Origin of the sequence: Micromonospora sp. NBC_01796 (assembly GCF_035917455.1) — a bacterium.
Classification (GTDB): Bacteria; Actinomycetota; Actinomycetes; order Mycobacteriales; family Micromonosporaceae; genus Micromonospora_G.
The window spans coordinates 5,541,341-5,560,874 of record NZ_CP109078.1; the positions used below are offsets into that span (position 1 = coordinate 5,541,341).

At 70.8% G+C, this 19,534-nt stretch carries 24 protein-coding genes; 15 read left to right on the forward strand and 9 right to left on the reverse strand.

All coding sequences use genetic code 11. The annotated features are described in order from the left end of the window. Nucleotides 1-37: 37 nt before the first annotated feature. Nucleotides 38-472 carry a hypothetical protein gene (locus tag OIE47_RS25530; protein ID WP_326557047.1) on the reverse strand — a complete coding sequence of 145 codons (435 nt, stop codon included), beginning with the start codon at nucleotides 470-472 and terminating at the stop codon, nucleotides 38-40. Between the two features lie 146 nt (nucleotides 473-618). Here OIE47_RS25530 and OIE47_RS25535 point away from each other — a divergent pair, with 146 nt between their 5' ends. From OIE47_RS25535 to OIE47_RS25560, 6 genes are all read left to right on the forward strand, one after another. Continuing rightward, nucleotides 619-1,065, forward strand: a complete 447-nt coding sequence (locus tag OIE47_RS25535) for a MarR family winged helix-turn-helix transcriptional regulator (protein ID WP_326557048.1) — start codon at nucleotides 619-621, stop codon at nucleotides 1,063-1,065. Further along, on the forward strand, nucleotides 1,062-2,471 hold the full coding sequence (locus OIE47_RS25540) for an MFS transporter (protein WP_326557049.1): 1,410 nt from the start codon (nucleotides 1,062-1,064) through the stop codon (nucleotides 2,469-2,471). Before OIE47_RS25535 ends, OIE47_RS25540 begins: the two co-directional genes overlap by 4 nt. 92 nt (nucleotides 2,472-2,563) lie before the next feature. Next, on the forward strand, nucleotides 2,564-2,896 hold the full coding sequence (locus OIE47_RS25545) for a nuclear transport factor 2 family protein (RefSeq protein WP_326557050.1): 333 nt from the start codon (nucleotides 2,564-2,566) through the stop codon (nucleotides 2,894-2,896). Nucleotides 2,897-3,003: 107 nt separating this feature from the next. Further along, nucleotides 3,004-3,813, forward strand: a complete 810-nt coding sequence (locus OIE47_RS25550; protein ID WP_326557051.1) for a TrmH family RNA methyltransferase — start codon at nucleotides 3,004-3,006, stop codon at nucleotides 3,811-3,813. A gap of 29 nt (nucleotides 3,814-3,842) precedes the next feature. Continuing rightward, nucleotides 3,843-4,346, forward strand: a complete 504-nt coding sequence (locus tag OIE47_RS25555) for a hypothetical protein (RefSeq protein WP_326557052.1) — start codon at nucleotides 3,843-3,845, stop codon at nucleotides 4,344-4,346. A 79-nt stretch (nucleotides 4,347-4,425) separates the two neighbouring features. After that, complete coding sequence (locus OIE47_RS25560; RefSeq protein ID WP_326557053.1) at nucleotides 4,426-5,169, forward strand: class I SAM-dependent methyltransferase; 744 nt, start codon at nucleotides 4,426-4,428, stop codon at nucleotides 5,167-5,169. Nucleotides 5,170-5,184: 15 nt separating this feature from the next. Here the strand turns inward: OIE47_RS25560 and OIE47_RS25565 are convergent, their stop codons facing one another. After that, nucleotides 5,185-5,754, reverse strand: a complete 570-nt coding sequence (locus OIE47_RS25565; protein WP_326557054.1) for a Clp protease N-terminal domain-containing protein — start codon at nucleotides 5,752-5,754, stop codon at nucleotides 5,185-5,187. A 2-nt stretch (nucleotides 5,755-5,756) separates the two neighbouring features. Beyond that, a complete protein-coding gene (locus OIE47_RS25570) occupies nucleotides 5,757-5,984 on the reverse strand; it encodes a hypothetical protein (RefSeq protein ID WP_326557055.1) in 228 nt (75 codons plus the stop codon). A 50-nt stretch (nucleotides 5,985-6,034) separates the two neighbouring features. Between OIE47_RS25570 and OIE47_RS25575 the strand changes: the two genes are divergently transcribed. Further along, nucleotides 6,035-6,526: a hypothetical protein gene (locus OIE47_RS25575; RefSeq protein ID WP_326557056.1), complete on the forward strand. Its 492-nt coding sequence runs from the start codon at nucleotides 6,035-6,037 to the stop codon at nucleotides 6,524-6,526. Nucleotides 6,527-6,600: 74 nt separating this feature from the next. Beyond that, the gene (locus OIE47_RS25580; RefSeq protein ID WP_326557057.1) at nucleotides 6,601-7,254 is read left to right on the forward strand and encodes an ATP-dependent endonuclease; all 654 of its coding nucleotides are present in this window, start codon (nucleotides 6,601-6,603) and stop codon (nucleotides 7,252-7,254) included. A 45-nt stretch (nucleotides 7,255-7,299) separates the two neighbouring features. Here the strand turns inward: OIE47_RS25580 and OIE47_RS25585 are convergent, their stop codons facing one another. After that, on the reverse strand, nucleotides 7,300-7,920 hold the full coding sequence (locus OIE47_RS25585) for a CGNR zinc finger domain-containing protein (RefSeq protein WP_326557058.1): 621 nt from the start codon (nucleotides 7,918-7,920) through the stop codon (nucleotides 7,300-7,302). A 92-nt stretch (nucleotides 7,921-8,012) separates the two neighbouring features. On the opposite strand from OIE47_RS25585, the gene OIE47_RS25590 reads away from it, so the two are divergent. The 5 genes from OIE47_RS25590 (at nucleotide 8,013) to OIE47_RS25610 (ending at nucleotide 14,010) form a co-directional block, all read left to right on the forward strand. Then, nucleotides 8,013-9,212, forward strand: coding sequence for an MFS transporter (locus OIE47_RS25590; RefSeq protein ID WP_326557059.1), 1,200 nt, complete (start codon nucleotides 8,013-8,015; stop codon nucleotides 9,210-9,212). Between the two features lie 107 nt (nucleotides 9,213-9,319). Further along, entirely contained in the window at nucleotides 9,320-10,456 is a 1,137-nt protein-coding gene (locus OIE47_RS25595) for a sensor histidine kinase (protein WP_326557060.1), read from the forward strand. Beyond that, nucleotides 10,449-11,123: a response regulator transcription factor gene (locus tag OIE47_RS25600; protein WP_326557061.1), complete on the forward strand. Its 675-nt coding sequence runs from the start codon at nucleotides 10,449-10,451 to the stop codon at nucleotides 11,121-11,123. The genes OIE47_RS25595 and OIE47_RS25600 overlap by 8 nt, the downstream gene beginning before the upstream one ends. A 59-nt stretch (nucleotides 11,124-11,182) precedes the next feature. Continuing rightward, the gene (locus OIE47_RS25605) at nucleotides 11,183-13,321 is read left to right on the forward strand and encodes an MMPL family transporter (protein WP_326557062.1); all 2,139 of its coding nucleotides are present in this window, start codon (nucleotides 11,183-11,185) and stop codon (nucleotides 13,319-13,321) included. Nucleotides 13,322-13,347: 26 nt separating this feature from the next. Further along, nucleotides 13,348-14,010 (forward strand): HAD family hydrolase, encoded by a 663-nt coding sequence (locus tag OIE47_RS25610; protein ID WP_326557063.1) that lies wholly within the window; start codon nucleotides 13,348-13,350, stop codon nucleotides 14,008-14,010. 22 nt (nucleotides 14,011-14,032) lie between these two features. Here OIE47_RS25610 and OIE47_RS25615 read toward each other — a convergent pair whose 3' ends face one another. From OIE47_RS25615 to OIE47_RS25630, 4 genes are all read right to left on the reverse strand, one after another. Beyond that, on the reverse strand, nucleotides 14,033-14,221 hold the full coding sequence (locus OIE47_RS25615) for a DUF397 domain-containing protein (RefSeq protein WP_326557064.1): 189 nt from the start codon (nucleotides 14,219-14,221) through the stop codon (nucleotides 14,033-14,035). Nucleotides 14,222-14,353: 132 nt separating this feature from the next. Further along, nucleotides 14,354-14,542, reverse strand: a complete 189-nt coding sequence (locus OIE47_RS25620) for a DUF397 domain-containing protein (protein ID WP_326557065.1) — start codon at nucleotides 14,540-14,542, stop codon at nucleotides 14,354-14,356. Between the two features lie 137 nt (nucleotides 14,543-14,679). Then, the gene (locus tag OIE47_RS25625; RefSeq protein ID WP_326557066.1) at nucleotides 14,680-14,868 is read right to left on the reverse strand and encodes a DUF397 domain-containing protein; all 189 of its coding nucleotides are present in this window, start codon (nucleotides 14,866-14,868) and stop codon (nucleotides 14,680-14,682) included. Beyond that, nucleotides 14,859-15,662: a helix-turn-helix domain-containing protein gene (locus tag OIE47_RS25630; protein WP_326557067.1), complete on the reverse strand. Its 804-nt coding sequence runs from the start codon at nucleotides 15,660-15,662 to the stop codon at nucleotides 14,859-14,861. Before OIE47_RS25630 ends, OIE47_RS25625 begins: the two co-directional genes overlap by 10 nt. 286 nt (nucleotides 15,663-15,948) lie before the next feature. On the opposite strand from OIE47_RS25630, the gene OIE47_RS25635 reads away from it, so the two are divergent. Together OIE47_RS25635 and OIE47_RS25640 are read left to right on the forward strand one after the other, a co-directional pair. Further along, a complete protein-coding gene (locus OIE47_RS25635) occupies nucleotides 15,949-16,263 on the forward strand; it encodes a hypothetical protein (RefSeq protein ID WP_326557068.1) in 315 nt (104 codons plus the stop codon). A 69-nt stretch (nucleotides 16,264-16,332) separates the two neighbouring features. Next, a complete protein-coding gene (locus OIE47_RS25640) occupies nucleotides 16,333-18,006 on the forward strand; it encodes a PucR family transcriptional regulator (protein ID WP_442930330.1) in 1,674 nt (557 codons plus the stop codon). Nucleotides 18,007-18,031: 25 nt separating this feature from the next. Here OIE47_RS25640 and OIE47_RS25645 read toward each other — a convergent pair whose 3' ends face one another. Next, on the reverse strand, nucleotides 18,032-19,381 hold the full coding sequence (locus OIE47_RS25645; RefSeq protein ID WP_326557070.1) for a hypothetical protein: 1,350 nt from the start codon (nucleotides 19,379-19,381) through the stop codon (nucleotides 18,032-18,034). Between the last annotated feature and the right edge of the window lie 153 nt (nucleotides 19,382-19,534).

Consider the following 19,534-nt stretch of genomic DNA (forward strand, 5'->3'; position numbering starts at 1 on the left):
GCCCCCGGTCTCCCGGGGGCACGGCTGTCCGGCCGGTTCACCGTCGCCGGCGGCGCATCCGGTGCCCGCGGTGGACCACGTCGTCGAGGATCATGGTCAGGCCGGCACCGAGCAGCCAGGAGTCCTTGGCGATCCCGGTGCCCTGTTCGGTCGGTCGGAAGTCGTTCGGTCGGCGCAGACCGGGGGTCACCCAGTAGAGCCGCATCAGGCCGCCGCCGAGCCCGACCAGCCCCGCACCCACCAGCGCGGAGGGGATGACCGGCAGCAGCAGGGCGGCGCCGAGGGTGATCTCGGTGCCGGCGAGCAGTCGGGCGAAGGCGCCTGGGTTGAACCGCTTGAGCGGGGGCACGGCACCGACCGCCATGCCGTGCAGGCCCTCGGCCGCCTGGCCCTCCAGGGTCCACTTGGACACCCCGGAGTTCAGGATGTACGCGCCGAGAGCGACGCGCAGCGGGAGATGGGACAAGTTCATGGTCACCTCGACTGGGCCGATGCGGTAGGCGCGGCCTACCCGCCCGGCCCCGTTTCACACCTGCCCTCGTACCCGGGTGTCCGGTTCCTGGTGAGGGGAAGATCTCAGAAGGTTAACTTGCAAGGAAAACTTACTATCTTGGTCAGGTGACCACCACCGAGGCACCCGACCCCCTGTGGCTCGCCCAGGAGTTGCGGCTCAACATCGACCGGCTGCGGCGTACGGTGCGCAATCGTCGTACCCTCGACGGGATGCCGCGCCGGCACGAGTCCGTACTGAGCTGGCTACGGCGCAAGGGGCCGCTCAGCACCGCCGAGCTGGCCCGGTGGGAGCAGATCCGGCCCCAGTCCATGGGCACCACGGTCGCGGAACTGCTCGTCGGCGGTCTGGTGACGAAGAGCCCCGATCCCACCGACGGCCGGCGGGAACTCGTCTCCCTCACCGACGCCGGGGTACGCACCCTCGCCAGCATCGCCGAGCAACGCGACCGGGACCTCGCCGCGTTGATCGAGTCCCAGCTCACCGAGCCGGAGCGGCTGGTCGTACTCGAATCACTCGTCCTGCTGGAGCGGGTCGCGGGGCAGTCCGGGTGAACCTGCGCCAGGCGGGCTTCAGCCCCCGGTTCATCGCCCCGGTCCTGATCGGGCCGGTACTCAACCCGATCAACACCACCATGATCGCGGTGGCGCTGGTGCCGATCGCCCGTGACCTCGGCATCACCTCGTCGGTGGTGATCTGGCTCGTCGCCGGTCTCTACCTGGCCAGCGCCATCGCCCAGCCGACCATGGGCAAGCTCGCCGACCTGTTCGGCCCCAGGAAGATCTACCTGATCGGTCTGGTGTTCGTCCTGGCCGGCGGGGTGCTGCCGATCCTCGACGCGCACTTCGCCGGGGTCCTGACCGCCCGGGTGCTGATCGGCATCGGGACCTCCGCGGCGTACCCGTCGGCGATGTCGCTCATCCGGGACCGGTCCGAACGGCTCGGGGTGGAAACCCCGCCGGCACTGCTCTCGGCGATCTCCATCGCGAGCCTGACCACCGGCGCGGTCGGTCCGGTCCTCGGCGGGGTGCTGATCGAGGTCCTCGACTGGCGGGCGATCTTCCTGGTCAACGTGCCGCTGACGCTCCTGGCCATGGCCATGACCGTGTTCTGGCTGCCGTCGGACCGGACCCGTCCCACGGTGCCCCGGGCCGGATCACCGCTGACCGCGATCGACCCGGTCGGCATCCTGCTGTTCGCCACCACCATCGCCGCCCTGCTCGTCTTCCTGCTCGACCTCGCCTCGGGCCACTGGTGGCTGTTCGCCGTCGCGGTCGTGTTCGCCGGGCTGCTCGCGTACTGGGAACTGCGCCGGCCGAAGCCGTTCCTCGACCTGCGGATGCTCGCCCGCAACGGGCCGTTGAGCCGGACCTACGCCCGGCTGTTCCTGGTCTATTTCTCCGCCTACTCGATGACGTACGGCTTCAGCCAGTGGCTCCAGGGCTCCGCCGGGTTCGGCAGCGACGTCGCCGGGTTCCTGCAACTGCCCACCGCGTTCCTCGCCGGTCTCGCCTCGATCACGATCGCCCGGTCCACCGCACTGCGCCGCCCGCTCATCCTCGCCGGCCTGCTGCCGTGCCTGGGCGGGCTGCTCCTCGTCACCCTCACCTCGAACTCACCGGTCTGGCTGCTGCTTTTCGTCGCCGCGCTGTTCGGCGTACCCCAGGGGTTGGCCTCGGTGGCGAACCAGGCCGCGCTCTACCGGCAGGCGCCGTCGGACCAGCTCGGGGTCGCGTCCGGGCTGTCGCGTACCGCGATCTATCTCGGGGCGATCGTCTCCTCCGGGGTCATCGGTCTCACCTTCGGCGAGCGGCCGTCCGACGGCGGCATCCACGCGATCGGTTGGCTGATCGTCGGCGCGACCGGCGTCGCCGCCCTGCTCGCCCTGTTCGACCGCACCCTCGGCGCTCCCCGCGAGCGGGCGGCCGAAGAACCGGTGGGCGCCGGTTCGCCACGCTGACCGGCAACCCCGCGAATCGCCGCTATAGTGGTTGGTATAGCGCGTATAGCGTCAGCGCCGAGCAGGCGCCGTCGATCGTGAGGAGTGAGCGCATGTCCGTACCCGTTCCCGGCGTGGTCGCCAGGTACTTCGAGGCCACCGACAGCGGTGAGAAGGACGCGCTGGTGGCCTGCTTCACCGAGGACGCCGTCGTGGTCGACGAGGGCAGGACCTGGCGGGGGCTGGCCGAGATCCGGCAGTGGCGCGACGAGGTCGCCACCGCGTACGAGTACACCGTCGAGATCCTCGGTGCCGAGCCGGCCGGGGTGGACGAATACCTGGTCACCGCCCGACTCGAAGGCAACTTCCCGGGCAACGTGGTCGACCTAGGGTTCCGGTTCGGCCTGCGTGACGACCTGATCGACCGGTTGAGGATCGCCCCCTGACCGGCGGGTCGCCGGTCGCCCGGCCCGGCCGCGGTCGGTCACCGTCGCGGTCGGCCCGCCCGCACCCCGCCAGGAGACCGACCCATGGGTACGGCGAGAATCGGCGCGTGCCTGTCCACGAGATCACCAACCCCGACGACGAGCGGATCGCCGACTACCGGGCGCTCACCGATGTCGAGTTGCGCACCCGGTGGGAACCGCCGCACGGGCTTTTCATCGCCGAAGGTGAACTGGTCCTGCGCCGGGCGCTGCGGGCCGGCTACCCGCCGCGCTCGTTCCTGGTCGACGCGAAGCGGGTGGACCAGCTCGGGGATCTGGACACCGGGGACGCACCGGTCTACGCCGCCACCCCGGACGTGCTGGAACGGGCGACCGGGTTCCACGTGCACCGGGGCGTACTCGCCTCGTTCCACCGGCGGGTGCTGCCGACCCCGGCCGAGGTCCTCGCCGCGGCCCGCCGGGTGGTGGTCCTGGAGGACGTCAACAACCACACCAACCTGGGTGCCATCTACCGGGGAGCGGCGGCCCTCGGGATCGACGCCGTACTCCTGTCACCGACCTGTGCCGACCCGCTCTACCGGCGGAGCGTACGGGTCAGCATGGGCGAGGTCTTCGCCGTGCCGTACGCCAAGTTCGAGCGCTGGCCGGAGGGCCTGGACCAGGTACGGGAGGCGGGCTTCACCGTGCTCGCGATGACGCCGGCCGCGGACGCCGTACCGATGCAACGCCTCACCTCGGCGCAGCGGGAGCGGGCGGCGTTGCTGCTGGGCGCGGAGGGCCCCGGCCTCACGGCGGCGGCCCAGGCCGCCAGCGACGTGAAGGTGTCCATCCCGATGCGCCGTGGGGTGGACTCGTTGAACGTGGCTGCGGCGGCCGCCGTCGCCTTCTGGGAGTTGGGCCGGGAAGACCCCGTTTGACGTTGACGCACCTTCATAGACTGCCCTCCATGATCTCCCCGGAGGGCGGCTCCGACGGCCGCGACCCAACATCGATGAGGCGGCCGAGTAGGCGCTTCGCCTGGTGGGCCCTACCGCTCGGGGCGGTCGTCGCCGCCGGCACCATGCACGTACTGGTACTCCTGATGATCCTGCTTTTCGATGAGGAGCCGAAGCAGGCGTTCGGCCTGGTCAGATTCGCGTTGGCGTGGATGATCGGGGCATTGACCGTGATGTTCGTGCTGTGGTGGGAGCGCCGGAGCCGGCGACGTCGGCTGGAGCAGCCAATGCGACGGTGGCGCGACGACGTGCCCCGCTGGGTGGCGGTGACCGATACGGTTCTTCTTGTCGGTGGGGCGGCGACGTGGTTCGCGGTATTCACGACCGCGTCTGACCGCAGACTCCTGCTTCCCTGGGCTGATGCGCTGGCTGGCTTCGCGTTTGTACTGATAGCGATCGCCGGCCGATTGGCTGAGCGGTACGAGGTACCGGAGGCCCACGAGGCCGCGTCGTAAGCGGGAATGGGCAGTCCGCCACTGCCCACCATCGCAAAATGGTTGGACACCCGGTGGATCCGTCGCGATTGTTGGTGGCATGCGCCAGGACGAGATCTGGGACGTCGAAGCCGCCGGTCGTTATGACACACCGGGCACCGGCATGTTCGCACCCCACGTCCTGGGGCCGACCGTGGACCGCCTGGCCGAGCTGGCCGGCGACGGAAAGGCGCTGGAGTTCGCCATCGGAACCGGGCGGGTGGCCGTACCGCTCGCGGAGCGGGGAGTGTCCGTCACCGGGATCGAACTGTCATCCCCGATGATCGAGCAACTGCGGACGAAGGCGGACGAGGCGGCGATCCCGGTGATCGTCGGCGACATGGCGACCACCGTCGCGCCGGGGAGGTACACCCTCGTCTACCTGGTCTACAACACCATCTCCAACCTGCTCACCCAGGCCGAACAGGTCGCCTGTTTCCGCAACGCCGCCCGGCACCTCAGCCCCGGCGGCCGGTTCGTGATCGAGCTCTGGGTGCCCGAGCTGCGCAAACTCCCACCGGGTGCACCGGCGATGGTCTGGCACTCCGAGCCCGGCTACATCGGCCTGGACACGTACGACGTTCTGCGTCAGCAGGTGGTGTCGCACCACTTCACGTTCGACGACAGTCGACGGGCGCGGCTGACCCGCTCGCCGCACCGCTACATCTGGCCGTCGGAACTCGACCTGATGGCCGAGCTGGCCGGGCTCGAGCTGGAGACCCGGCACGGGGACTGGGCCGGCGGCGAGTTCACCGACGAGTCGCGTTCCCACGTCTCGGTGTACCGCCTCCCGCCGCGTCCGTAGCGTCCCGTCCCTTCGTTACGCCGCCTCGTACTGCGCGAGGAGTACGCGTCGCCTGGCGTCGTCGTACGTCACGCCGTGCTCGGTGAGCACCGTGGACATCGGCCCGGTCACACCGTGCCGCAACAGCGCCAGGAGCAGGTGACCGGAGTTGATCTCGCGGTGCCGTAGGGCGACCGCCTCCCGCAGACCCAGCTCGATCACCTTCTTGGCCTGCTGGTTGACGGGTGCGCCGAAGTGACCCCGGCGGCGGGGCGGCTGCGGTTGGTCCGCCCCGTCCCACGCGTCCGGGCCGAACGCCTCCTCGACCAGGCGGAACACCTCCTCGGCGTCGACCCCGACGGCACGTAGGGCGGTGATCTCGGCGTCGGTGAGACCGGCCCGGCCGGGTGGCGCCGTGGCGGCGGCCCGCAGTACGGCGGCGGTGACGCCGTACTCGGCCAGGACGCGGGCTCCGAGGCTCTGCTCGTCGGTGGCCAGCCCGAGCAGCAGGTGCTCCGGTCCGGCCTTGGCCGTGCCGTCTTCGGCGGCGATCTCGACACCGCCGGTGATGACCCGGCGCGCGTTCCTGCTGAACCGTTCGAACATGGCTAACGCTCCTCGTCCCGCGTCCGATGTGCGTGCTTCTGGTGGACGGCCTGCCGGGTGACGCCGAGCGCGTCGGCGATCGCCTGCCAGGCCCAACCGTGCGTCCGGGCGTTGCGCACCTGGAGCGTCTCCAGTTGCTCGACCAGCTTCCGGAGTGCGGCGACGGCCCGCAGGCCGGTGGCGGGGTCGGCGGCGCCGGCCGCCTTGGTGAGTCCCTGGTTGTCGTCCACGTTGTCAAGGTAGGTTGACACGCCCCGCCCTGTCAACCTACCTTGACACCATGTGGGAGGGTCGAGTGGTGAACCGCGACGACCCCGCCGACCCGCGACCACCCGCCGCCGAGGAGTCCGACCCGAACGCGTACGCCGAGCACGCCGGTACGGTGCTGCGGCTCGTGTTCGGGTATCCGCCCACCGCCATCAGAAGCCTGTACCAGGACATCACACCCCGACTGTTCGTCGACGGGGAGGAACAGCCGGTCGACGGCTGGACGGAGTTCGTGATGCCCCTGCCGTCGGGCACCCACCGGGTGCAGGTGTACGTCCCGTTCGAGACGTCCCGCTTCGGGGAGGTGGATCAGGAGGTGAGCGTGACGGGCGACCAGGAGGTTCTTCTGGAATATCTCGCGCCGACCATCCCGGCAGCCGCGGGGCGACTGCGTACGCCGCAGGAGGTCGCGGCCGACGACGCCCGGGACACGACCTTCGCCCTGCGGGCGTTCATGGTGCTCGCCGTGCTGGTCCTGGTCGCGGCCTTCGCCATCTGGGGGTGACGACGACCGGCACGGGGCCACCCCGTCGACAATCCGGTTGCCGGTCCGAACCTGCCGTTGCGACACTCTGATCCGTGCGGGAGTGGGAGCGTTTTCGGGCCGCCGTCGCCACCTGGGCGGCCGGCGGTACGGACTCCGCAGCCGCCGCCACGACCGCCCGCGAACTGGCCGGCGACGGCCTCGCCACGGTGGTACTCGTCGAAGGGGTCAGCGACCGGAGCGCGGTGGAGGCGCTGGCCGCCCGACGCAACCGCGACCTGGCCGCCGAGGGCATCTGCGTGCTGTCGATGGGTGGCGCGATGAGCGTCGGCCGGTTCCTGCGGATCTTCGCCGCGCTGGGGCTCGACATCGACGTACGCGGGCTCTGCGACGAGGCCGAGGAGGGCTACTACCGGCGCGGGCTGGAACAGGCCGGCTACGGCACCGTCCTGGATCGGTCCACTATGGAATCACTCGGCTTCTACGTCTGCGTGGCCGACCTGGAGGAGGAGCTGATCCGGGCACTCGGCACCGAAGGCGTCGAGCGTGTTTTCGAGGCCGAACACGATCTGGCCAGATTCCGGCTCTTCCAGAACCAGCCCGCGCAGCGCGAGCGGACGATCGAACGGCAACTGCGCCGCTTCATGGGCACGACCAGTGGTCGCAAGGCCCGCTATGGCAGGGCGCTCGTCAACGCCCTCGAACCGGATGACATCCCCCGGCCACTGGACCGTCTGCTCGCCGGCTAGCACTCCAGCTTGCGAGACCGCGGAGCCGGAGAGGAAGGGCTCTGCTCAGCCCGTCGAGCGGGTACGTCGCGCGGCGACGTACCGGCGGATCTTCTCGGAGGTTCCACAGTCGTCCATGCTGCACCAGCGGCGACTGCGGTTCTTGCTCTCGTCGTTGAAGAGGAAGCGACAGCCTCCGCATCCCTTGATCCGGTCCAGTGCGCCCGTGGTGAGCAACTGGACCGCCGCGTGCACCACCGGCCGCAGCGGCCGGGCAAGCGTCCGGTCGTCCCGCCAGGTCCATCCGTACGTGTTTCCTCGATCGAGCCGGGCGTGACCGAGCGCGTCCGCCTCGTCGTCTCGCAGCCGGGCGAGTACGGCCGTGCTCGGGCTTCGGCCGGCGGCCACCGCCCGGAACACCTCGTCGAGATCGTCGCGGCTGCGCAGTGATCGCGTGAAGGCGGCGTGAGCGCCACCGGGGTCGTTGTTGGACAGCCGGCGCAGCGTCTCCGCCTCCGGGTCGGTGAGTGCGCCCGCGTACGCGCCCCAGGCGACCAGTTCGGGGTAGCCGGTCAATACGTCGTCGTCCGGGGGCCCGACGGGCGGGCCGGTACGGGTGTTGACGAAGTCCAGGGCGAGGTTGCCGCCGACCAGGCGCATCCGCGTCACGCCCGCAAGTGTTTCCATCGAAACCGACTTTACCAGTTGACCTGTATCGAAGCGCGTCGCTAGCATGTTTCCATCATAAGTAATTTAGCTGGTAACGACGGGAGAGCCTCATGGGACGCGGGCGGGCAGTGGGAGCGCTGATCGGCTTGTCCGGGGGGACGTTCCTCTACACCACCGCCGAGGCGCTGCCGATCGGGCTGCTGCTTCCGATGGCGGTGGACCTGGCCGTCCCACCGTCGCAGGTGGGCATGCTCGTCACCGCGTACGGCGCGGTGGTGATGGTCGCCTCGGTCCCGTTGACGGCGCTGGTCCGCCGGGTCCCGCGCCGACGGTTGCTGTCGGCGCTCCTGGTCGGTTTCGTCGTCAGCAACGCCATCACGGTCCTCGCGAGCACCTTCACGTTGCTACTGGCGGCCAGGATGGTCACTGCGGTGACCCACGCGCTGTTCTGGGCGGTGGTGGTGCCGGCCGCGGCCGAGCTGTTCCGACCCGCACTGCGCGGGCGGGTGGTCGCGGTCGTCTTCGCCGGCGGCACCGTCGCGTTGGCCCTGGGGGTGCCCGCGGGCACCTGGCTGGGCGAGCGCACCGGGTGGCGGGCCTCGTTCCTGGCGGTGGCCGGGCTCGGCGCGGTCGTGCTCGTCGCGGTGGCCACCCTGCTGCCCTCGACGAGGCCGGAGGAGGGACATGCCGCCCGGGGCGCGACGCCCGACGTCCGCCGCTTCTGGCTGCTGGTGGCGGTGGCCGTCCTGGCGACCGCCGGCGCCATCGCCGCGTACACCTATGTCGCCCTCTTCGTCACCGAGGTCAGCGGATTCCCTGCCTCGTCGGTCGGGGCCATCCTGTTGGCGCGTGGCATCGCCAGCGTGCTCGGCATCCTCGCCATCGGCGCGGTACTGGACCGCAACCCGTGGCTCGCCCTGGTCGCGACCGTCGCGCTGCAATCGGCGGCACTGCTCGGCCTGTACGCCTTCGGCCACCGGCCGTCCGTCTCCGTCGGCCTGATCGCGCTGGCCGGACTGGCGTTCGCCGCGTTCACCGCGGCCCTCGGCGGTCTCGTGCTGCAGGTGGCGCCCGGGCGCTCCGACCTCGCCGCCGCCACGGTCTCCGCCGCGGTCAACGTCGGCATCACCGCTGGCGCCTTCGTCGGCGGCCTCGCTCTGCCGGGCCACGGCATCCGCAGTACGGTGCTGCTCGGCGCCCTCCTCGGCGTCGTCGCCCTGGTGCTGGCGTTCGGCGAACGACTCATCCGACCCGCGCCCGCCCTACCGGAAGGACAGCGCCGCGCAGAGCTGGTCAAAGGGACGGCATGATCGCCTCGACCAGGTAGGGATCGCTCCTGAGAGGGAGGCGCCGAGAGCGGCCGGCGGCGGATACTGGCGGCGTGTGGAGGGATCTGGCCAACCGGGGTGTCGCTGCCGTGCAAGCCCTACCCACCCTGGCGATCGACACGTTCATCGCACTGGGCTGCTATCTGGCGGCGATCGCCGGGCCGAATTCGCACGACGGCGACATCACCTCCTACAGCCTTGCCTCGCTCGCGTCACTGCCACTGGTGTGGCGTCGGCGCTCGCCGCTCCTCGTTCTGATCGTCACCGGGCTCGCCACCATCGCGATCACCCGGCTGGGAATGGTCCACGAGGTTCCCTACGGGCAGCTCGTGGCGACCTACACGGTCGCCTCACTGAGCGGGCCGATCGTGCGTGCCGTGGCCATCGCCGGGACGGTCGCCGGGATCGCGTTCGCGCTCGCCGAGAAGACGAACGTCCTGCCGATCGGGAGCACCATTCTCATCTTCGGCGGGGCTTACGCGCTCGGCGCGATCGCCCGGTCGCGCCGGGGGTTGATCGAGACCCTGGAGGCGCGGGCCCGGACGCTCGCCGCCGACTATGCCGAGGCCGCGTCGCGGGAGCGGGAGCGCATCGCCCGGGACATGCACGACATCCTTGCCCACTCGGTCAACCTCATGGTGGTCCAGGCCGAGGCCGGGCCGGTGGTGGTGCGCAGCAACCCGGCGCGGGCGGTGACGATCTTCGACGCGATCGCCGACGCGGGCCGCGACGCGCTCACCCAACTCCGGCGCACGTTGGGGGTGCTGCGCTCCGAACCCGCCTCCCGCACACCACAACCGGGGCTCGACGGGCTGGAGTCACTGGTGGCTCAGGCGCGGGGTACGGGAATGCCGACGACGTTGACCGAGCGGGGACACCGCCGGCCGATCGCCCCGGATGTTGCCGTGGCCGTCTACCGGGTGGTGCAGGAGTCGCTGACCAACGCGGTCAAGCATGCCCACGCGAGCCGGATCGACGTGCGACTGCGGTGGGAGGAGGACGGCCTCGACCTGGAGATCCGCGACGACGGGCGGGGCCGCGGCGGGCGCGGCGGCCCCGGTCGGATGCCCTCCGGCGGCCACGGCCTGATCGGCATGCGGGAACGGGTTGCGGCCTGTGGCGGCACTCTCTCGGCCGGGCCTGCCGACGACGGGAACGGGTTCCGGGTCGCCGCCAGGCTGCCCCTCACGGAGCAGGCAGCGACCGCCGCGAACGTCGATGGCTGACCAGATCCGGGTCCTGGTCGTAGACGACCAGGAACTCGTACGGGGCGGATTCGCCCTCATCCTCGACGCCCAGCCGGACATCACCGTCGTCGGGGAGGCGGCCGACGGAGTCGAGGCGGTCGAGGCCACCGCCGCGTTGGCCCCGGACGTGGTGCTGATGGACGTACGGATGCCCCGCCTGGACGGTATCGCCGCCACGGCCAGGATCTGTGCGGCCTCGGACGCCAAGGTCCTCGTGCTGACCACCTTCGACCTGGACGAGTACGTCTACGACGCGCTGCGCGCGGGCGCGAGCGGCTTCCTGCTCAAGGACATGCGCCGCGACGAACTCGTCAACGCGGTGCGGGTCGTGGCGACGGGTGAGGCGCTGCTCGCTCCGTCGGTCACCCGGCGACTCATCGCCGACGTGGTCGCGCGCTCCGCCCCCGTCGGCCCGCCACCGGGCGCCGGACGGCTGGCCACGCTGACCGTACGCGAGTCGGAGATGCTGCGGGCCGTCGCCCGGGGGCTGTCCAACGCGGAGATCGCGGCCGAGTTCCACGTCACCGAACACACCGTCAAGACCCACGTCAGCAATGTGCTGAGCAAGCTCAACCTGCGCGACCGGGTGCAGGCGGTCGTCCTCGCGTATGAGTCGGGCCTGGTCGTTCCTCGCTCCGGGGAGTGAGGACGGATCCACTCCGTACGGCGATCCGCTTTCCCCGCCGTCCGCGAAGGATCGACGGCATGACGAGCTCACTCGCCCGCTTCTCCGTACGCCGCCCGGTCATCGTGTTGGTGATCTGGCTGGCCGTCGTCGCCGCCGGCTTCACTGTCGGCACCGGCGTCTTCGAACGTCTCGTCGGCACCGTCGGTGTCGTACCGGGCAGCGAATCCGACCGGGTCCTGGAACTGCGCGAAACCGTGGCCCCGGAGCCGCAGCGCCTGACCGCGATCGTGACCGGTGTCGACGCGAACAGTCCCGACGTGCGGGCCGCCGTCGACCGGGCCGCCGCCGACGTACGGGCGATGCCCGGCGTCGACTCGGTGGCCCCGGCGGTGCCGTCACCGGAAACGGGGCAGGCGCTGATCTTCAGCATCACGCTCGCGCCCGGTACGACGCAGCCCGGCACGCCGGACGTCGACGACCCCGCCGACGCGGTCGCCGAACAGGCCGCCGACCGCATCCACGCACTCGACGGTGACCTTCCGGGCAGCACCGTCACCGTCGCCGGTGGCTCGCTCACCGCGAACGAGTTCAGCAGCCAGGCGGCCCGTGACGTCGCACGGGCCGAGATTCTCAGCACGCCGGTCGTACTCCTGCTGCTTCTGCTGGTTTTCGGGGGTTTGCTCGCGGCCGGTCTGCCGCTGCTCGTCGCGGTTGCCGGAGTTGGCGGCACGTTCGGCGTGTTGTTCGCGTTCAGCGAGGTCAGCGACGTGTCGGTGTACGCGATCCAGGTGGTGACGATGTTGGCGGTCGGCCTCGCCGTCGACTACGCGCTGCTGATCGTCAACCGGTTCCGCGAGGAGCGCTCCGTCGATGCCGAGGTCGCCGGTGCCGTGCTGCGTACCGCAGGCACCGCCGGTCGTACCGTGTTGTTCTCCGGGCTGACGGTCGCGGTCGCGCTGGCCGGGCTGACCGTGTTCCCGGATCCGTTCCTGCGTTCGATGGGCCTGGCCGGCGTGGCCGTCGTCGTGATCGACATGCTCGCCGCGCTGACCCTGCTGCCGGCCCTGCTGGCGCTGCTGGGCCGACGGATCACCCCGCGCGCGGCGCAGCCGGCAGGCAAGGGCTTCTTCGCGCTGGTGGCCCGCTTCGTGCAGCGCCGCCCGGCGGCGGTCGCGCTCTCCGTGCTCGCCGTGATGGTGGTCATCGCGCTTCCGGTGCTCGACCTGCGGCTGTCGCTGGGCGATCCCCGACTGCTGCCGGCGAGCACCCAGACCAGGGCCCTGTACGAGGAGACGGCCCGCCACTATCCCGACCAGGTACGTCCCGACCCGGTGTCGACGATGGTCGACGCGGCTCCGGACAGTGTCGAGGTCGGCAGGCTGCGGGAGTCGATCGTCGGAATGGATGGCGTACGTGAGGTGGAGGTCGTCCCGGTCGGCGACCTGACCCTGTTGAACGCCGACGTCGACGAGGAGAACCAGGAAGCGGTTGCCCGCGCGGCACGGGACCTGGCCTCCCCGGTCGAGGTACTCGTCGCCGGGGACGCGGCATCCCTGATGGACTACCGGCAGATGCTCGGCGAACGGCTGCCCTGGGCGGCCGGGCTCGTCGCGCTCGGCACCCTGGTCCTGCTGTTCCTCTTCACCGGCTCGGTCCTCCTGCCGATCAAGGCGGTGCTCACCAACCTGCTGAGCATCGGCGCGGCGCTCGGCGCGGTGGTGTGGGTGTTCCAGAACGGCAACCTCGGCCAGCCCGACCTCGGCGGCACCAACCTGTCGGTCCCGGTGCTGGTCGCGGCGATCGCGTTCGGCCTCTCCGTCGACTATGAGGTGTTCCTGCTCTCCAGGATCCGGGAGCGGTGGCGTGCGGGTGCGGCACCGGACGAGGCGGTCGCCGAGGGCATCCAGTTGACCGGTCGCATCGTGACGGCTGCGGCGCTGCTCCTCGCCGTCGTCTTCGCGGGCTTCCTGGTCGGCGGGTTCACCCCGATCCGGGCGATCGGACTCGGGCTGGTGCTGGCGGTGCTGCTCGACGCGACGATCGTACGGATGCTCCTGGTCCCGGCGACAATGATGATGCTGGGCCGGTACAACTGGTGGGCGCCGGGGCCGCTGCGTCGGTTCCACGCCCGGGTGGGAGGCCGCTTCGACGAGGCTCCGTCCGAGGCCGAGGCCGAGGCCGAGGACCCGAAGGAACTCGTCGGCACCGCGTACTGACCGGTTCCGGGTGAGAGGATCCGGTCGTGATCAGGGGACTGCTGCTCGACTTCTACGGCACGGTCGTGGAGGACGACGACATGATCGTGGCGGAGATCGCGGACCGGGTGGCGGCGGGCGCCGCCACACCGGTCACCGCACGGGAGGTGGGCGCGGCCTGGAACCAGGAGTACGAGAGGGTCGCCGACAGTACGCCGTTCCGGTCGTTGCGGGACTGCGTGCTGCGCAGCCTCGGGACGGTGCTGACCGAGGTCGGCTACCCGGGCGACCAGGCTGAGTTATGCGCGCCGCAGTTCGCGTACTGGCGGACGCCACCGTTGCGACCGGGCACCCGCGAGTTCCTGTCCCGGGTCACGGTGCCGGTGTGCGTGGTGTCCGACGTCGACAGCGCGGACCTACGGGCGGCGATGGCGTTTCACGGGCTGACCTTCGACGCCGTTGTCACCAGCGAGGACGTGGGGGCGTACAAGCCGGACGGGGCCATGTTCCGCCGGGCGCTCGACGCGCTGGGGCTGGGCGCGGACGAGGTGCTGCACGTCGGGGACTCGCTGCGGGCCGACGTACGCGGGGCTCATGCGGCCGGGATCCGGGCGGCCTGGATCAACCGTCGCGGGCAGGCCCGGCCGCCGGACGTGCCGGTGGCCTACGAGGTCGCGGACCTGTCCGGCCTGGCGGGGGTGCTCGGGTGACGTCCGCCGGACCCTGGCCGGATCAGTCGCGGGTGATGGTGTGGAGGAACGCGCGCCAGGCGGTGGGGGTGAAGGTGAGGGCAGGGCCGTGCCGGTCCTTGCTGTCGCGTACGCCGATGGTGTGGGGCAGGTTGTCGGCGATTTCGACGCAGTTTCCGCCGTTGCCGTTGCTGCGGGTGCTCTTGCGCCACTCGGCGCCGGTCAGGTCCATGCTTCGGCCACCTCCGATGTGAACTTCGTCGTCACTGCGTTCCTGCGTCTCGACCGGGCGGTGCGACGGGAGTCGCCGCTCGGTGCGGCAGGACGACTGCGGCGCGTACCCGGGAGCCCGGTCGGTGATCGGTCAGTTGTGGGTGATGGTGTGGAGGAAGGCGCGCCAGGCGGTGGGGGTGAAGGTGAGGGCTGGGCCCTGCCGGTCCTTGCTGTCGCGTACGCCGATGGTGTGGGGCAGGTTGTCGGCGACCTCGACGCAGTCACCGCCGTTGCCGTTGCTACGGGTGCTCTTGCGCCACTCGGCGCCGGTCAGGTCCATGTCGCGGCTACCTCCGATATGAACTCCGTCGTCAGTCACTTGCGGTCCTGCGTCTCGACACGGCTGTGCGACGAGAGGCGCCGTCCGATGCGGTACGACGATTTCGACGTGTGCCTGCGAGGCTGATCGGTGCTTGGTCAGTTGTGGGTGATGGTGCCGAGGAAGGCGCGCCAAGCGGTGGGGGTGAAGGTGAGGGTGGGGCCGTGTTGGTCTTTGCTGTCGCGTACGCCGATCGTGTGGGGCAGGTTGTCAGCGACCTCGACGCATGCGCCGCCGTTGCCGTTGCTGCGGGTGCTCTTGCGCCACTTGGCGCCGGTCAGGTCCATGTCTCCGCCACCTCCGATATCAACTCCAGCGACTGCTGGTGCGGCAGTGCCTCGCCCCGGATCGACTCCCACACCTGGACGGTGCGTTTCACGTCCTCGGCCCGGTCGTAGGTCTGCCCGTTGAGCTGTCCTTCAATGTAGACGATGTCCTCGCCGGTGGGCGGTGTGGCCATCACGAACGGGCCGTTCAGGCCGGCGTAGGCCCCGGCCGTCTCGGGGACGACGTGGATCCGCAGGCGGGGGAGGGAACTGCCGAGTTTGGTCAGGTGCCGCAGTTGTTCGCGCATCACCTCGGGGCTGCCCACCGGTCGGTGCAGGACGGACGCGTCCATCACCACCGTCAGCAGTGGGGATTGGCCGTGGGTGAGCAGTTCCTGCCGTTCCATCCGGGCCGTCACCTGCTGTTCCAGCGCCTCGGCTCGGTGCAGGCCGCTGCCGGACAGGACCGTGCGGGCGTACGCCTCGGTCTGGAGCAGGCCCGGCACGAACAGCGGCTCAAACCATCGCAGCGCCTCGGCCTCCTGTTCGAGTTCGGCCCACTCGCGGAACCAGGCCACGAGCGAGTCCCGGCCGAGCTTGCGCTGGATCCGGGCCAGGATGCCGCCGGTGTTGAACACCTTGTCGCAGCGGCGGGCGAAGTCGGCGCTGGGCCGCCGGTCGCAACTTTCGATCTTGCCGACGAGGGCACCCGAATAGGAGATCTCCTCGGCGAGTTCCGTCTGCGTCATGCCGGCGGCGGTGCGGAAGATCTTCAGTTCCTCGGCGAACAGTTCGAGAACGGGCGAGTGGCTCATGGACAACCTCCGGACAATTGACGGACAAGCAGCGGACACGCGGTGGACAAATAGGGATTGTGCGGTGAGAAGGTGCTGGTGGGGAGCGGTTTGACTGGGTGAGCATAGGCGAATGGTGAGTGGACTGTCACTAGTGGAATGGTGGTGAATTGGTGGAGCGCGCGAATATTCCGCGATGACGGCCGGAGCTGGATGACCGGTCCAAGATCGGAAAGGTGATTGGCGTGCCTGTGGGATAAACAACGCGGGATTGACGACACGCCGACAGTGGGTCGACCGTGTTGCTGTGAATATTCAGCCGATCCCCGACGCGAGCGACGACGATTCACCGGACGTCGCCCGCCTGCGGAACGCCATCGCGTGCGAACTGCACGCGCAACTCGCCATGCGGGGCGAGACGATCGAGCTTGAGGACATCCCCGAGGTCGCCCGCGCCGTGGCCGTACAACTCGGGCACGCGTTCCGGATCGAGTGGGCGCCCCGGTGGGTGGAGGACCGGGATGACGGCGAGTGGCTCAGCCTGGACGCCGCTGTCTTCCACGGATCCGACCTGCCGGACGGCCATTCCACGGCAGACCGGTACCCGGTTTTCGATCACTGATCTTGAGGGTCGGGTCACGCCCGTGCCGGATGTGGTCGCTCCGAGCCCCCGGACGGTACGGTGACCAGCGTGTTCCCTACCGTCCGTGAGGTGCTCGCCCTCGACCCGGTGCGACACGGCGGACCCCGGCTGGTGGCCGGGCAGGACGGTCTGGACCGGCTCGTCCGCTGGGTGCACGCGGCCGAGGTGCCCGACATCGCCGCCCTGCTCAACGGTGGTGAGTTGGTGCTCACCACCGGGATCGGCCTGCCCTCGGACGATGCCGGGCTGCGGGCGTTCATCGGTGAGCTGGCCGACGTCGGGGTGTCCGGGTTGCTGGTCGAGCTGGGCCGGCGGTACCCGACCAGCGTGCCCAGGGTCATGATCGCGGCGGCGGAACGGCGCGGGCTGCCACTGGTGGAACTACGCAGGGTGACGCCGTTTGTCCGGATCACCGAGGCGGTGCATGCCCTGATCGTCGACGCCCAGCTCACCGAGCTGCGCGCCACCGAGGAGATCCACCAGCGGTTCACCGACCTGTCGGTCGAGGGTGCCGAACCGGCCGAGGTGGTGCACCAGGCGGCCCGCCTCGCCGGGTGCCCGGTGGTGCTGGAGAACCTGTCCCGGCAGGTGCTCGCGTACGACACGGCGGGGGAGCGGGCCGAGCTGCTGCTCGGGAGCTGGGAGCAGCAGTCGCGGCGGATCCAGCCGGCCGGGCGGACCGCGTACGACCCGGACGCCGGGTGGTTGGTGACCACCGTCGGGGCCCGTGGCCAGGACTGGGGGCGGCTGCTGCTGCGTTGGCCCGGTGCCGACCTGGCACCCGGCGCGGCGACCCCGGCCGCCCCGCCGACCCGGCTGACCATCCTGATCGAGCGGGCCGCGTCGACGTTGGCGCTGGGTCGGCTGATCCGGCGCGACGCCGAGGGCCTGGAACGCCAGATCCACCGCAACCTGCTCACCGCCCTGCTCGACCACGCCCGACCGGTGGACGAGGTGGCGTTGCGGGCACGGGCCCTCGGGGTGACGCTGGAGCGCCGGCACCTGGTCGGGGTGGTGGTCCGGCACCGGGCCGACGAGGCCGGCACGCCGACGGCCCAGGCCCGGCTGCGGGACCTGGCCGACGCGGTCGGGCAGGCGCTGCGCGAGGCCGAGCTGACCGGGCTGGCCAGCGCCCTGGACGACCAGGCCGTGGGCGCGCTGTTGGCGCTGCGCGACCCGGCGGCCGAGGACCGGTCACTGGCCGCGTTCGCCGCCGCGTTGCACCGGGTACGCCGGGACGCCGCTCCGCCCGGACCGGGTGGGACCGCCCCGGACGCGGTGATCGTGGCGGCGGGTTCCGGCGTCGACTCGCTCCGCGAGGCGCGTCGCTCGCTGGTGGAGGCCCGGCAGATCGCCGACGCGGCCCGTCGCGGGCGGCACGACCTGGCCGTGTTCCGGTTGCCGCACGTCGGGCTCGCCGGACTGCTGCACCTGCTGCGGGACGAGCCACGGCTGCAGACCTTCGTCGAGCGGGAACTCGGTCCGCTGCTGGCCCACGATGCCGAGCACCCGAAGGAACGGCTGCTCGGCACGCTGCGGGCGTACCTGGACCACGGGCGGAACAAGTCGGCGGCGGCCACCGCGGCGCACCTGTCCCGGCCGGCGTTCTACGAGCGGCTGGCCAGGATCGCCCGGATCCTCGACGCCGATCTCGACGCGGTCGACGACTGCCTGTCGCTGCACGTCGCCCTGCTCGCCCTCGACGCGGTCCGGGACGTCTGACCCGCCACCGCTGAAGCCGGGCGGGTCATTCCAGGTCGGCGCGGGCCTTCGCGTACGCCGGGGGGACGAAGTGCGGGCCGCCGGGGGTGAACACCTCCGAGTTCGCCGCCGTCGCCCACGCGGCCGACGGCACGATCTGGACCAGCGACCGTACGACCTCCGCGTCCCGCCACTGCTCCTGCTCGGCGATCAACCCGAGCGCCACCACCGACTCCTCGACCTCACCGACGCACTCGAACGGCTTGTGCGCGTCGATCCCGAGCAGTTCCAGGTAACCCGGCACCTGCAACGAGTCGGCGAGCAGATCCACCCCGAAGATGTGGACCAGCCGGTCGCGGGACATGAACGGGGACAGCGCCAGGAACACGAACCGGCACTTGGGGCAGTCGCCGCACCACCGTACGGTCGGGTCGTGCAGCTTGAACGCCTTGTTGCAGCTCGTCACGACGTCGTCGTACCGGTCGAACTGGGCGAACAGCCTGGCGATGTGCAGCTCCGACAGCGGGCGCAGCAGCGAGAAGTACGGCTCGGTCAGGCCGGCGTGACCGGCCAGGGCACCCCGGAGCAGCCCCTCGGCCTCGACGCCCTTGGACCACTGGTGGTTGATCTCGTGACCGTTCCAGATCAGGTTCGGGTCGGACGCGGAACGCTCGTTGGACATCACCACCGGACCGAGCCCGTGCAGGACCGCGGTCGCCACCGCGATCAGCGAGTTGATCGCGGTCACCGGGATGTGCCCGTTGCGGGCCCCCTCGGCGTTGAGCTCGAACAGCACCGGATCGATCCGACGGCGGGCGGCCAGGGCGGTGAGCCCGGACGCCTGGTTCACCGAGACGATCACCGGGTTGGGGTTGACCGAGAACGGGACCGGATCGAGGCCGGCCCGGCGCAGGGCCTCCAGGCTCACGATCGAGTCCTTGCCCCCACCGACCGCGCAGAGCGGACGGCCGTCGGAGTTGTCCAGCAGGGCCGGCTCCGGCACCTGCCCGACCGGGACCGTCGGCACCAGGTCCAGCACGTACGGGAGGTCGTTGCGGTACGCGTACTCCGCCAGGCCCTTGGTGTAGATGGCGGTGACCAGCGCGACGGCGGCCTCGCCCAGCGGCGCCGGCGCCAGCAGCCGGGGCGGGGCGGCGGCCTTGTAGTAGCTCACCCCGGCGACCAGGTGCAGCAGGTCCAGCACCCGGCGGAAGGTCGCCTCGGTGGCCGCGGTGGGCGGGATCGCCGGCACCGGGAAGGTGATCACCTCGGTGAACCGCTGCTCGCCGTCCGGGCCGGACAGGAGGTAGTCGAACGATGCGGTACCGGTGGCGAGGTCGACCGAGTACGACGGGAACGAGAAGTCGGTCATCTGCCTGAGTTGTCCGTTGCGCACAGGCCATAGTAGTCCCGCCCGGTACGGCCGCGGATCGTAGCCGGGCGATCCGTCCCCCGGTCGGAGCGGCGGGTGTTGTCGACGCCTCCTACCCTCGGCCGTGATGTGACGAAGGGCGCTTTCTGCCACGGACCGGTCCTCCCCGCCAACGGC

Bases quoted from the DNA above. Each gene is read 5' to 3' on its own strand.
- OIE47_RS25530 (WP_326557047.1), bottom strand. From the start codon at position 472: ATGAACTTGTCCCATCTCCCGCTGCGCGTCGCTCTCGGCGCGTACATC.
- OIE47_RS25545 (WP_326557050.1), top strand. From the start codon at position 2,564: ATGTCCGTACCCGTTCCCGGCGTGGTCGCCAGGTACTTCGAGGCCACC.
- OIE47_RS25555 (WP_326557052.1), top strand. From the start codon at position 3,843: ATGATCTCCCCGGAGGGCGGCTCCGACGGCCGCGACCCAACATCGATG.
- OIE47_RS25560 (WP_326557053.1), top strand. From the start codon at position 4,426: ATGCGCCAGGACGAGATCTGGGACGTCGAAGCCGCCGGTCGTTATGAC.
- OIE47_RS25565 (WP_326557054.1), bottom strand. From the start codon at position 5,754: ATGTTCGAACGGTTCAGCAGGAACGCGCGCCGGGTCATCACCGGCGGT.
- OIE47_RS25575 (WP_326557056.1), top strand. From the start codon at position 6,035: ATGTGGGAGGGTCGAGTGGTGAACCGCGACGACCCCGCCGACCCGCGA.
- OIE47_RS25585 (WP_326557058.1), bottom strand. From the start codon at position 7,920: ATGGAAACACTTGCGGGCGTGACGCGGATGCGCCTGGTCGGCGGCAAC.
- OIE47_RS25590 (WP_326557059.1), top strand. From the start codon at position 8,013: ATGGGACGCGGGCGGGCAGTGGGAGCGCTGATCGGCTTGTCCGGGGGG.
- OIE47_RS25600 (WP_326557061.1), top strand. From the start codon at position 10,449: ATGGCTGACCAGATCCGGGTCCTGGTCGTAGACGACCAGGAACTCGTA.
- OIE47_RS25605 (WP_326557062.1), top strand. From the start codon at position 11,183: ATGACGAGCTCACTCGCCCGCTTCTCCGTACGCCGCCCGGTCATCGTG.
- OIE47_RS25615 (WP_326557064.1), bottom strand. From the start codon at position 14,221: ATGGACCTGACCGGCGCCGAGTGGCGCAAGAGCACCCGCAGCAACGGC.
- OIE47_RS25620 (WP_326557065.1), bottom strand. From the start codon at position 14,542: ATGGACCTGACCGGCGCCGAGTGGCGCAAGAGCACCCGTAGCAACGGC.
- OIE47_RS25625 (WP_326557066.1), bottom strand. From the start codon at position 14,868: ATGGACCTGACCGGCGCCAAGTGGCGCAAGAGCACCCGCAGCAACGGC.
- OIE47_RS25630 (WP_326557067.1), bottom strand. From the start codon at position 15,662: ATGAGCCACTCGCCCGTTCTCGAACTGTTCGCCGAGGAACTGAAGATC.